This window comes from Armatimonas sp., assembly GCF_964826245.1.
The window spans coordinates 1-12,437 of the sequence record NZ_CBAYMC010000131.1; the positions used below are offsets into that span (position 1 = coordinate 1).

Consider the following 12,437-nt stretch of genomic DNA (forward strand, 5'->3'; position numbering starts at 1 on the left):
CTGGAACGCAGACCAGACAGAGATGATCGGGATTACTCCGACAGGCCGCGCCACAATTGCTCGGCTCCGCTTGAACCGTGAAGAGGTCGTTCGGCTACGGCGTGTTCTCCCCCTCCTCCCGCGTCCTACGGATTCAGGCGGATAAATCAGCCCGCCGGATACCAACACTGAGACGGGAAATGAGAAAGGCAGCGCCACTGTCAAGGTCACGCGCTAATCTCCACACGATTGCCACACGGTAGCCTGCTACCGTGTGGGCATGAAACAGAAGAAACTCAAGACCCAGAACTTCGCCGATGGAACGGGCAGCATCGGGATCGCCCCCGGCTTTACTCTCGTAGACCAGAAACGCGACTCGATTATCATCACCGGCCCCGACGGCACACAGGTCGCGCTGGGACAGTATGGCACGACGATCGTGCCGCAAGCTGTTCAGTTTGGTGCCGAGAAGTTCGCAACCGTCACCAACGACCTCTCTGATCCTCTCCGCGCCACGGCAGACTTCGTCGAGCAGACCGGGCGCAAGGCGGGTAAGCCAATGCGACTGAAGATCCTGGAGCAAAAGGCTATCCCCGGCCAGGGAATGCGCGCCGTCGTGCTGCGCTACCGGGTTGAGGGAGCCGCGCCGTTTGAGGGCTTTGGTTTTTTTGCCGCAGGGCCCGTCGGTAGCGGCATGGGCCAGACCTATGCCTCGTTCATTGGGGCACCGAGCGCGGCGGCTTTCAAAAAATACGCCCCCATGATGCTCGCCATGTGGCAGTCCCGCAAGACCAACTTTGGTAGCAAAGCCTTCACCGAAGTGCCAGTGGAGATGGCGGAGAAGCTAGAGACCATGCGCCTTCAGGCAATCGAAGTGCGTAAGTTGCTTTGAATGGTCATGTATTTTTAGGAGCACTTAAAAGAATATGAACCGACGAAAACTACTGAAACTTGCACTCGCCCTGCCCGTGACGAGTTTGGCGGGCTGTGGCAGTGGCTGGAACCTAGGCTTTGGCCCCACCAGAGGCGGCGGGAGCTCCGGAGATGGCATACTAACAGGGACACGTTCCGTTAGTGGAACGCTCACTCTTCCGGCGGGATTTGCGCTTACGAGTAGCGCACTAACGGTCAAAACCGGCGCGGGTAGCCAGAAAGTGTCCTCCAGTGGGGCTTTTTCGGCGCAGGTGAGTACCGAGCCGACGGGCCCAACACTTGCCTGGTGCGCAGCATCGGACAAGCCTATCCTGATGGGCTTCTTGGCGGATACGGGAGCGGTGCTGAGTGCACGCTCCACGGCGGTAGCTCTCCTCTACTTTGCTCTGGGGGGGCACATGGTCGCGGCCACCAACAAGACTTTCCTCTTGGCCCAACTGGATGCCCATCCTGCCGTAGGGGAGCTGGAGACGGTGATTACGGCGCGTCTTGCCGCAAATCCCTCCGCAGTTGTGGAGGAAGACCCGGCGATTGGAGCCGCGCTAAAAACGGCAGTTGAGGCCATCCTGACCCAGAGGACGACGCCAAGCCGTGCGGCACTTCCTCCCAAAACACGGGTGACGCGGGCAGAGGGAAATGCCCTTCTTTTGACCACACCCAATACCCTTCAGAGCAATGTCGAGCTCTTACAAGGAACCGCCCCCCATACGATCGTTCTCAGCAACCATGCCCGTCGCTACTGCCAGATCTACCTCTATGAGGTCGGTAAGGTGGACAAAAATGGGCTTGCGACAAACTACACAAAAGCAAAAGTCGTCTCAACAACCCGTCTAGGTTCCACACGCGCACTCGGCATCATGAGCACGATCTTCGGTTTCTACTCCGGACAGACCGCGTTCGTCCCTGTTTCCACACAGCCACTGCCTCTGACAATGGCGACCGATGCCAAAAAGACTCTCTTTGAGGTGGTCGTGCTGGGGTCCTCGTCGCTCACGGGCGATCCTGCTATCTACTCCGATCCCCGCTACATAGATGCCGTCTCCGGGTGGCGTGAGTCTCGGCTCGTGCTCAACTTCATCTCCTGGTTCGCGGATGTTCTCCTAGGCTTACTTCTGGAGATCTGGGGACTTCGGGATATCGCCACAAACGAAGCCGCCATCGAGGCCGCGGTCACCAGCCTCCGTGCTCTTCAGATTCAGTCCTGGTTTGAAGTGGCCGCCGCGGTCGAGACAGGAGACTTCAGCCGAGCGACACAGCTATTTCTTAAGCTTTGCGTCTCCGACACCAGCTTCTTTCTCTCGATTGCCGCCATCCTCTCCCGGCTCAGTCCGGCACTTCAGGCGATTCTCAGCAAGGAGGCTCTCGCTGCCAGTGGGCAGCTTGCTCTGAAGCTCCTCTTGGCCCCACTGAATGTGGTGGGAGTGCTTGTGGGCGGGGGGGATCTCGGGGCAGTGCTTTGGGATCTGGCTCACTCCGAACAAGCGGATCAGTGGCAAGCAACCCTCTTTACCAGCGACGTAAGCCTCAGTCCCGCTGCGGAAACGATCGAACCGGGGGATAGTCTCGTGCTCACGGCCAATGTCCCGACGGTGCCTGGGGCGGCGAATATCCGCTATAAGTGGACCCTGAGCGGGAGCAGCCTCGCGAACTTAAGCGATGCGAAAGAAGGTAAGGTAGGCTCAAGCTTCGAGACGACGGGCAGCGTGGTGACGCTGGCAACCACGCCCTCAACACAGGGCACATTGACAGTCACCGTGGAGGCCAACGAGACCGCTAAAGACGGTAGCCAGGTTTCCCATGGGCAAGCCCAATCACAAATCAAGGTCAATGACGATGTGCCCTTTGGGATGGTCAAGGTAAAGTTCGATGGGAAGACACGCCTTCTTCCCAAGTACAGCACTCAGCGCCTCGGTGGTACAACAGGATTGGCGCTGGGAGCACTCTATCAGCAAGTCTCCACGGCCTACGGAGGGAAAGTGGCGCTGAAGCTGATCTTGCAGTTCTCCACAAAGACTCTCTCGGTAGGGAGCACAGCAAGCGTGGTGAGTGACTACGATCTTACCTATGAGCTCCCTGAGGGAAATGACTCCCTCTACTTCGCCCCCTCGGCTCCCGGAGCTCTGACGGTAACCGAGGTCGGTGAGGGATACTTTGGCTACACGCTCAGCGTGAACCTCAAGGGTCTGCGCGGGGTTCCCATCACCGGCCCCGCAACCGCCTTGACAAGTCGCAGGGCATTTGATAGACTCTTTTGCAATCGTGTGCAATGACTACTCTTGAAGATATCGCACGCCAAGCAGGCGTCTCCCACTCAACCGTCTCACGGGCACTGGCGGATAGCCCACTGGTCAATGCGGAGACCAAAAAGCGCATCCAGATACTAGCGAGCGAGGCGGGCTACCAGGTCAATCAAGTGGCGCGAAATCTCAAGGTCCGCTCCACCAAGACAGTTGGGCTTGTGGTTCCCGAGGTCTCGAACCCCTACTATCCCAAGCTGGTGCAGCTCATCGCCGATCTCGTACGAGCGGCGGGCTATAGCTTGCAGCTGCAGCTCAGTGGCACCGACCAAGAGGTCGAGTCCGCCTGCCTGGCCTCGCTTCGGGAGCAGCGCGTGGACGGTATTTTGCTGGTGTCCGGCGAGAATGGCCTCGTCGCCCGAGAGCACGTCAACGCGCTGGTGGCCTCGGGTGTGCCGCTGGTGCTGATGGGCTGGGTGGAGGGTACCGAGCACCTCGACACAGTCACTGGCGATGATGCCAAGGGCGGCTACGCTCTTGCCCAGCACTTGATCGGGCTGGGGCATCGGCGCATTGCGATCTTGGGTAAGAGCCCCCATCGCGGTATCTACGACCGGCTCTATGGCTTCAAAGCGGCCCTCAAAGAGGCAGGAATCGAGCTTCCCGAAGCGCTGCAAGTCATCGCCCAGAGCGATGCGGAGGTCGGGCGTGGCGTGGCGCACTTGCTCGCGCTCCCTGAGCCCCCCACCGCGATTTTTGCCTACCAAGACTCACTCGCGGCCCTTGTGATTGGCTACCTTGCCGATGCGGGTGTCTCTGTTCCGCAACAAATGACCGTGGTCGGCTTTGACAATCTCGATCTTGCAAGCTACATCAGCCCGCGCTTGACCACGATCGGCGGCCATATCGAGCCACTCGCGACCCAGTTTGTGGGCTTATTGCTGGAGCGGGTTCAGAAAACAGCGCTTCGTGAACTCCCGCAACACGTAGTGGTCACGCCGCAGTTAGTCGTGCGCAAGAGCTGTGCTCCCCCAAGAAACAAAAGAGAAGAGAAATAAGATGAACATACCAATGCTACATGTCGATGGAACACGCCTGAAAGATAGTGCGGGCAAAGTCGTCCGTCTCCAAGGGGTGAATGTCCCGAGCCTAGACTGGAGCAACACGGGCGACCATCTGACACTGTCTATCAACCGGGCACTGACAGATTGGAAAGCAAAACTCATTCGCATCCCTCTCTCGCAAGACCGCTGGTTTGGTAAATCAGGCGATAGTAGCGCAGAGTACAGAACCGTCGTGGATGGCGTGGTGCGTCAGATCGCCGCGCAAAACAGCTACGCCCTACTTGATCTCCACTGGTCCAACGGCGGCAAGTGGGGCGAGAATATTGGCCAGCACTGCATGCCCGATGATCTGAGTGTGTTGTTCTGGAAAGACCTTGCCAAGCGCTACGCCAATCACCCAGCGGTGCTCTTTGATCTCTACAACGAGCCGCACGATGTCTCCTGGGAGATTTGGAAAAGCGGTGGCATGGTGGAGGAGCGCAACGATGACCCCAAGCGTGGCCTGCACCTGACGTACCATACGCCCGGCATGCAAGCACTCTTAGACACCGTGCGAGCGACAGGCGCGAAAAATGTCGTGGTCGCAGGCGGCCTCGACTGGGGCTATGATTTAAGCGGCGTGCTAAAGGGCCACGCACTCCGCGACCCCAACGGCAACGGGATTCTCTACGGCACGCACATCTACCCGTGGAAGAAAGACTGGGATACCCATGTGACCCCCGTCGCCCAAAAACACGCGGTTTTTGTTGGGGAAGTAGGTACCAAACCCTGGAAGCCGACCGATCCGCCGCACGAGAATGTCTACACCGAGAGCTGGGCACCTGAGGTGATCGCCTACATGAACAAACACCAGCTTAGCTGGACAGCCTGGAGCTTTCACCCGAGCGCCAACCCGTGCTTGCTGACGGGCTGGGACTACAAACCGACAGGCTACTGGGGCGTCTATGTCAAAGCCGCACTGACGGGAGCGAAGTAGGCAATGGGACGGCTTCAAGGCAAGCGGGCACTGGTAACGGGCGGCGGACAGGGGCTTGGCCAAGCGATCGTGGGAGAGTTGCTGCGCCAGGGCTGCGATGTCGCCATTCACTACCACAAGAGCGCCGAGGGCGCAGAGGCGGCTAAACGTGCCGCGCCGCTGGGCGTGCGGGCTGCGTGCTTCGCGGCGGATCTCTCGCAGAGCACGCAGGCGCTGGCGCTGGTGGAGGACTCTGTTGCCTTTCTCGGCGGGCTTGATATCTTGGTCAACAACGCAGGTGATCTGATCGGTCGTCGCAAGCTTGAGGAGCTGGATCTGGCGTTTTGGCAGCGCACGATCGACATCAACCTCACCAGCACGATGCTCGTCACGCAGCACGCAGTGCCCTACTTGGTGACAGCAGAGCAGAGCAGTGTTGTGAATCTCGCCTCACTGGCGGGGCGAATGGGAGGTCACGCGGGCTCACTGGCCTACTCGTCGGTGAAGGGCGCGATTCTGACTTGGACACGCTCGCTTGCCAAAGAGCTGGGCGGGCGTGGGATTCGGGTGAATGCCGTCGCGCCGGGCTTGATTCTCGGCACGGCGTTTCACAACACACACACCACGGCGGAGTCGGCTGCCGCAACGATCGCGACTTTGCCGCTGGGCCGTGCGGGTACGCCCGAGGATGTCGCGCGGGCTGTCGCTTTTCTCGCCAGCGAGTACGACGGTTTTATCACCGGCGCGACTCTTGACATCAACGGCGGCATTTTTGGGTCTTAAAACTAAAGGATTGAGTGAACATGCAAAAAGCAGAGATTAAGGGCAAGTGGGCCTTGGTAACCGGCGCGAGCCGTGGGATTGGACGACAGGTGAGCCTAGGGCTTGCGGAGTACGGCTGTAATATCGTGCTGCATAGCCGCGAGACAGTAGGAACAGATACACTGGCAGCGGAGCTGACGGCCAAGGGCGTGCAGGTGCTACAAGTGGCGGCAGAGCTCTCCGACGAAGCGCAAGTGGACGCGATGCTGGCGAGTGTGCTGGCCTCGACACCGGGCATTGACATTGTCTACAACAACGCTGCGATCATGACGCCGTACCGTAGCGACTGGAAGAGTGTCCCTGCCGAGGACTTCCGCAAGAGCTTTGAGGTGAACGTAACGGCACTGGTTCGCATCTGCCACAGCCTGATTCCGGGTATGGTGAAGCGCAAGTGGGGTCGGATTATCAATGTCACGTCGGGCATTCAAGATCAGCCCGAGCTAATTGCCTACTCGATCTCCAAAGCCGCCGTGGATAAGTTCGTCACCGATACCGCAAGCCACCTCAAAGGCGACGGCGTGTTGATCAACCTACTCGATCCCGGCTGGCTACGCACCGATCTGGGCGGCCCCAATGCCCCCGGCTCCGTTGAGTCCGTACTCCCCGGCGCACTCGTCCCTGCGCTCATTAACGATGGAACTACGGGTACGCTCTTCCGCGCACAAGACTACGTGGGCCAGACGCTCTGACCCTTTAGCCCTGACGCTCCGGTGGCGGCTAGAACGGATGACCAGTCCCAAAAAAGACAGGTTGAAGTCCATGAGGCCGTCACCAAAAAGGAGCTGGGTCTACTCAAGAAGCCATCTGTTCGTCCGGAGCAAAAATGCTATAATCGCGTAGTCCAAAAACTGTCCATTCAAACGTCAGGATGATAATCCAGCTAAGATTAAAACGAGAAAAATAACGATGTTTACTCTTCCTCAACCTCCTGTCTCGCTTGTGCCCAAACCTGCCGCACTGGTGCAAAGCGCCGGGAGCTTCACGCTCGACGATAAAACAGCTATCGGGGCCGATGCGACCAGTCGTCCGGCGGCGCAGCTGCTCACCGGCTGGCTCCAGAACACGACTGGGCAGGCGCCGAAAATCACGAGCAAGGGCAGTATCACGCTGAAGGTCAATCCGTCGCTGACCAAGCTCGGTGCGGAGGGCTATCTGCTGGAGGTTAGCCCCAAAGGCGTGAGCTTAAGTGCCCCTATGTTCCTGCACAAGCCCGAGCTTAAAACAAACCCCGGCCCCGCGCTCTACGGCGACTACTTCACGCTCCCCCGCGCCGCCGCCCTCGCCGAGGTGGCATGGACCTCGCAGTCCCAGCGCAGCTTCGCAGATTTTACGAACCGCATGCAGCGCCAGTACGTCCGCTACACCACCGACGGCACCGATCCCACGGCCAGCTCGCCGGAGCTCAAGGGCACCGTCACCGTCACGCGCTTCGAGGACTTCAAGGCCATCACGCTCGCCCCCGATGGCAAGCGCACCAGCCTGATCTTCGAGACGAGTGCCTCTCAGGGGGGCAAGCTCGCGGAGATGCCCCCCCGAGGCAATGACTCCCGCGCCGTCGCTGATCCGCGCATCCTCGCCCTGATCCGACAAACCCGCGCCACCGCGCCCAACGGATTCACCGAGGCGTCCGCCAAGGAAGTCGTGGGGATTCTGCTCGAGGATGGAAAGCTCGATCCTGTCGAGTATGATCTGCTCGATGAGCTGACCCAACCCAGGATCAGAGCCATCTCCCTCGCCACGCCCGGAAGCACCGAAACCATCATCGTCGGCACGCAATCCGGTACCGTCCACAAGGTGCTCTCCGCCCCCCTCGACGACCAAGTGCGCAAGCTGCTGGACGCCCCTCTCACCCAAGCCAACTGGGCGAGCCTCGTGGAACGGTACGTTTACTCTGTTTCTTCGGCTGTCCGCACCGTTTCCCTACTGCAACGCCTGATCGCCGCGCGATGGGAGGCATCGTCGATCTCCAATGCCTACGAGGCCTATGCCGAGACGGTGGGGAAACTCTTCGAGTTCTCCAAGGCACTGCCCATCGACAAACAAAAGTCAGGCCGCTTGCTGCTCTACCAGGCATGCAAAGGACACGACGGGTCGCGCAACGACGTCGTGCCCGACTTCCTCTATAACTGGGTGAGACAGCCCCTAGCGCCATGAGCACACAAACTGGCGAAAATGCTACAATCTCGCAGTCCAAAAACTGTCCAGACAAACGTCTGGATTACATCCTTTTGTGGAAGTTGTGCGAAAGATATACCTAAAAAATCCACGAGAATTGGTAAAATAGGCACATGACACCCAATCTTCTCACCGTGGAGCAGAAAGCGCAGTTTGACCGCGACGGTTTCTTGGTACTACGGAACTTAATAGACCCTGAGCTGGTCGCGCGGCTGGTTGCTGCCGCCGACCGGCTCTCTTCCGAGGGCATTGAGCACGAGGGCCTCTCGGAGCGAAAGCACTGGCAGAAGCGCGGCTGCCTGCCCGATGACCCGGCGTTTCTGGAGCTGATTGACCACCCGCAAGTGCTGCCGCTGGTAGCGGGGATTCTGGGCTGGGACATCCACCTGATGACCAGCCATCTCATTGTGCGTCCCCCCACACCCGGTGCCGACGCGAACTTCAAGGGCGAGGGCTGGCACCGCGACGGTGGCCAATCCAGCTGGGAGATGACCGAGCCGCACCCCAGAATCTTGCTTAAGATCGCATTCTTTCTCTCGGATCAGTCGGAGCCAGGGCGGGGAAATACACAAGTCGTGCCGGGAAGCAACCGCCTGACGGGGCCGCTTGCAAAAGCCCCCGACGCTCCGCACCCGTACGGCGCGATTGAGATCTGTGGCAAGCCAGGCGATGCGTTTATTTTCGAGCAGCGCACCTACCACGCCGTCGGAGCTAACTTTTCCGACATCACCCGCAAGACCCTCTTTATCGGCTACGGCTTCCGCTGGGTCTTTCCGATGGATTTTTCTCCCCAGTTTAGCTACCGCGAGCTCTACGAAAAAGCCAACCCCATCCAGCGCCAGCTCATGGGCGACATCAAGACTATCACCGGCGTCCACCTCCCCACCGACGAAGACGTCCCGCTCCGCGCAAAATGGCGCGAGTGGTATGGGTAGTGCACCCCGACGAGGTCTATACGGATTCTGCCCTTGTGAGCCGCTTGCTAGCCATGCAGTTTCCGCAGTGGGCCGCGCTTCCGATCCAACCCGTCGCCTCCGCCGGAACCGACAACGCGCTTTATCGTCTGGGTGATGAGCTTGTCGTCCGGCTCCCGCGCGTTCACTGGGCAGTCGGGCAGGTGGAGAAAGAGCAGCAGTGGCTCCCCAAGCTCGCGCCGCAGCTCCCGCTGGCGGTTCCCGCGCCGCTGGCGATGGGAGTGCCGGGCGAGGGCTACCCGTGGCACTGGTCGGTCTACCGGTGGCTTGACGGTAAAAACGCGATACTCGACCAGCTTACCGATCCCTCCAAGGCGGCAAGGACGCTCGCGGCCTTTATCACAGCGCTCCAAAGCCTCGATGCCACCCATGGCCCCGCGCCAGGTGAGCACAACTCCGGGCGAGGGGTGCCCCTAGGGGAGCGCGATGCCGCCGTCCGCCGTGCTCTCACCAAGCTCCAAGGGCGAATAGACAGCGACACGGCTACGAAAGCCTGGGAAGTCGCTCTCCAAGCCCCCGTCTGGAACCATGCCCCCGTCTGGATTCACGGTGACTTACACTCCGGCAACCTCCTCGCCACCAACGGCCAGCTCAGCGCCGTGATTGACTTTGGCTGCCTGGGCGTGGGTGATCCCGCCTGCGAACTCATCGTCGCCTGGAACCTGTTCGACACCGACTCGCGCCAAGTCTTCCGAGAGGCCCTCGCAATAGACGATGCCATGTGGGAGCGCGGACGGGGCTGGGCGTTGTCTATGGCGCTCATTGCCCTTCCTTACTACTGGGAGACAAATCCTACGATTGTAAACGCATCGCTTCACACTCTGGATACGCTTCTAGGCACTTACACCAAAAGCTCTTTGACGATGTTCGCTGTACCAGCAACCCCTGTGAGGCGCTCGGGGCGACCGGCGCGCTCGAAGTAGAGCTTTTCGTTGTCGAGGCCCAGTGCGGCCAGAATCGTGGCGTGGAGGTCTTTGAACGTGACGGGGTTCTCTCGTGCCATTAACCCAATCTCATCCGTGGCCCCGTAGCGCTGCGGCTTGACGGCTCCCCCACCCAGCCAGATCGTAAAACCCGCCGCGTTGTGCTGCCGCCCGCTGTCACCTTGCATCATGGGCGTGCGGCCAAACTCGCTCGCCCAGACAATCAGTGTCTCGTCCCACAGGCCACGCTGCTTTAAGTCCGTCAGAAGCGCCGCCGTGGGCTGATCAATCCACCGAGCACGCGGCGTGTGGTTTTTCTCCAGCTCCCCATGTGCATCCCAGCCATCTTTGTCGGGCATGTCGTAGACCTCGACAAAGCGCACCCCACGCTCGACCAGCCGACGGGCAAGGAGCAGCTTGCGCGCATAGGCGACCGTGCGTGGGTCTTTGTGCTCGAAGCCGTAGGCACGCCGCAGGTGCGCGGGCTCTTTCTCCACCTCCCCGACTTCCAGCGCCGCGCTCTGCATGCGATACGCCAGCTCGTAGCTCGCGATCCGGGCATCCAGCTCAACGCCCTCTTTTTTGCCCTGCCGGTGCTTGAGGTTCATCTGCCGCAGAAAGTCAAACGTGTCCTGCTGACTCGCCGCAAACTCCTTGGGTGGCGTGAGATCCAGCACAAGCTGTCCTTGGTCTCGCAGCTTTGTAGGCTGAAAGGCAGGCGGCAGAAACCCGTTCTGGTAGTTGGCCGCGCCCCCGAGCGGCCCGGCATCAAAGAGCACCACATAGCCCGGCAGGCTCTGATTTTCGGTGCCCAGGCCATAGGTGATCCAGCTCCCCAGGCTGGCCTTACCCGCGTTGAGATCGCCCGTGTGGAACAGATAGCTCGACGGCGCATGATTATTGGACTCGGACTGGAGCGAGTGGACAAAGCAGAGATCATCCACGTGCTTGGCCAGCTCGGGAAACAGCTCGCTCACCCACAGCCCACTCTTGCCCTGCTGGGTGAACTTATACGGCGAGGCCATCAGCTCGTCCTTGCAGCCCTCAAACACATTGGCGTGGCGGCTGCCCTTCAGCGCGTCTTTGAAAGACTTTGGCACGGGTTTCTTGTGGAGCTTTTGCAGCTCGGGCTTGTAGTCGAACGTGTCCATCTGCCCTGGCCCACCCACCTGGTAGAGCACGATGACGTTTTTAGCCCGCGCCTTGAAGTGCGGCCTGCGCGGCGCAAGAGGCCGGATCGGGTCAATCATCACCGCCGGTGGCCTACCCTGCCCACTTCCCTGCTCTACTAGCGCCACTGCCAGCTCTCGAAAAAGGCTCATGTGAAGATGATAACACACTATCCGGTAAACTGTCTGTATGCAAAACCTTCGATCCTGGCGCGTCGGGTTCGTGAGTGTAGGGCTTCTGGGGCTTCTTGGAACACTGGTCGCGGTGGCGCGGACGCCACAAAAGCAGCCTGCTTCCACTTCCTCCCAGCAGTTTGTGCTCTTCGATGCCACCTTCAACTACGACAAAAAGGATGCGGACAACTCGATCCCGAGCAAGTCGCACTACTACATCTACGGCTACCGGCTCAACCCGCAGCGTCCCAAGAACTGGACCAGTCCGGTAGACTTTCGCAATGGCACCGTGCATGTCCGAGTCGAGGTGCTAGAGAAACCCGAGAGCGCGGAAGCAGTGCAGTGGAGCCTCTGCTACATCCCCAACAAGGGCCAAGGCAACGGCTACGGCTGTGCGGGCACGGATCGCTACACCCGCAAAGGCATCTACGAGAAAGATGTCTCGATGACGGAGTTCTGGGAGAACAAGGGAATTGTCTGGAGCGAGGGCATCAAACAAATGGATCTCGTGATGAAGGACAAAGACGGTGTCAAAGTCCACCTGCGCCCCGATCCCGAGAAGTTCCTGCCCACCAAAGTGCGATTCACCATGATCCAAGTCGCCGCCGGAGCCAAGTACGACCCAAGCCTGGTGCCCAACATTAAGCATTAGAGCGAAAGTAGTACATCAGATCCCCGAGAGAAGTGCATTTTTCTGCAGAGGTCGGTAGATGTCCGTGAGTCTCTGAAAACAGGTGCAGGTAAACTGTCGTCATGAGTACCCAAATCATCACCCGCTACTTTGCCCTCTTGCTTGCCGTGCTTGCCGGGATGGGAGTTGTCCTGATGTTGACGGACATCTTCTCCCCCGGAGCAACTCCCTGGAACTACCTCTATCTCTGGGTCTGTCTGGCTCTGCTGAGCGTTGCACAGCGTATCGCCGCGCAACGCCGCTGGGCAATTATTGTCTTTACACTGTTTTGTGCTATGGGAGTCCAGGTTTGCGACCTCCGAGCGTATCTTTACTTGGCCCACACCATCGCGGGAGCGCTT

At 59.6% G+C, this 12,437-nt stretch carries 12 protein-coding genes; 11 read left to right on the top strand and 1 reads right to left on the bottom strand.

Annotation, left to right across the window (positions count from 1 at the left end):
* The first annotated feature begins 259 nt into the window (after positions 1–259).
* The 9 genes from AC1XOS_RS13345 (at position 260) to AC1XOS_RS13385 (ending at position 10,062) form a co-directional block, all read left to right on the top strand.
* Positions 260–871: a hypothetical protein gene (locus AC1XOS_RS13345; protein ID WP_481962716.1), complete on the top strand. Its 612-nt coding sequence runs from the start codon at positions 260–262 to the stop codon at positions 869–871.
* Positions 872–905: 34 nt separating this feature from the next.
* Positions 906–3,182: a hypothetical protein gene (locus tag AC1XOS_RS13350; protein ID WP_481962717.1), complete on the top strand. Its 2,277-nt coding sequence runs from the start codon at positions 906–908 to the stop codon at positions 3,180–3,182.
* Complete coding sequence (locus tag AC1XOS_RS13355) at positions 3,179–4,207, top strand: LacI family DNA-binding transcriptional regulator (protein WP_481962718.1); 1,029 nt, start codon at positions 3,179–3,181, stop codon at positions 4,205–4,207. The genes AC1XOS_RS13350 and AC1XOS_RS13355 overlap by 4 nt, the downstream gene beginning before the upstream one ends.
* Position 4,208: 1 nt before the next feature.
* Entirely contained in the window at positions 4,209–5,189 is a 981-nt protein-coding gene (locus AC1XOS_RS13360; protein WP_481962719.1) for a glycoside hydrolase family 5 protein, read from the top strand.
* Between the two features lie 3 nt (positions 5,190–5,192).
* Entirely contained in the window at positions 5,193–5,951 is a 759-nt protein-coding gene (locus AC1XOS_RS13365) for an SDR family NAD(P)-dependent oxidoreductase (RefSeq protein ID WP_481962720.1), read from the top strand.
* 20 nt (positions 5,952–5,971) lie between these two features.
* Positions 5,972–6,679 (top strand): SDR family NAD(P)-dependent oxidoreductase, encoded by a 708-nt coding sequence (locus tag AC1XOS_RS13370; protein WP_481962721.1) that lies wholly within the window; start codon positions 5,972–5,974, stop codon positions 6,677–6,679.
* Between the two features lie 217 nt (positions 6,680–6,896).
* A complete protein-coding gene (locus AC1XOS_RS13375; RefSeq protein ID WP_481962722.1) occupies positions 6,897–8,144 on the top strand; it encodes a glycoside hydrolase family 20 zincin-like fold domain-containing protein in 1,248 nt (415 codons plus the stop codon).
* Positions 8,145–8,278: 134 nt separating this feature from the next.
* Complete coding sequence (locus tag AC1XOS_RS13380; protein WP_481962723.1) at positions 8,279–9,100, top strand: phytanoyl-CoA dioxygenase family protein; 822 nt, start codon at positions 8,279–8,281, stop codon at positions 9,098–9,100.
* On the top strand, positions 9,079–10,062 hold the full coding sequence (locus tag AC1XOS_RS13385) for an aminoglycoside phosphotransferase family protein (protein WP_481962724.1): 984 nt from the start codon (positions 9,079–9,081) through the stop codon (positions 10,060–10,062). The genes AC1XOS_RS13380 and AC1XOS_RS13385 overlap by 22 nt, the downstream gene beginning before the upstream one ends.
* Here the strand turns inward: AC1XOS_RS13385 and AC1XOS_RS13390 are convergent.
* Entirely contained in the window at positions 9,981–11,384 is a 1,404-nt protein-coding gene (locus tag AC1XOS_RS13390) for a DUF1501 domain-containing protein (protein ID WP_481962725.1), read from the bottom strand. The genes AC1XOS_RS13385 and AC1XOS_RS13390 overlap by 82 nt on opposite strands.
* A 37-nt stretch (positions 11,385–11,421) precedes the next feature.
* Between AC1XOS_RS13390 and AC1XOS_RS13395 the strand changes: the two genes are divergently transcribed.
* Both AC1XOS_RS13395 and AC1XOS_RS13400 read left to right on the top strand, forming a co-directional pair.
* Positions 11,422–12,057 carry a hypothetical protein gene (locus tag AC1XOS_RS13395; protein ID WP_481962726.1) on the top strand — a complete coding sequence of 212 codons (636 nt, stop codon included), beginning with the start codon at positions 11,422–11,424 and terminating at the stop codon, positions 12,055–12,057.
* A 101-nt stretch (positions 12,058–12,158) separates the two neighbouring features.
* A partial coding sequence (locus tag AC1XOS_RS13400; protein ID WP_481962727.1) for a hypothetical protein occupies positions 12,159–12,437 on the top strand: 279 nt, incomplete at its 3' end.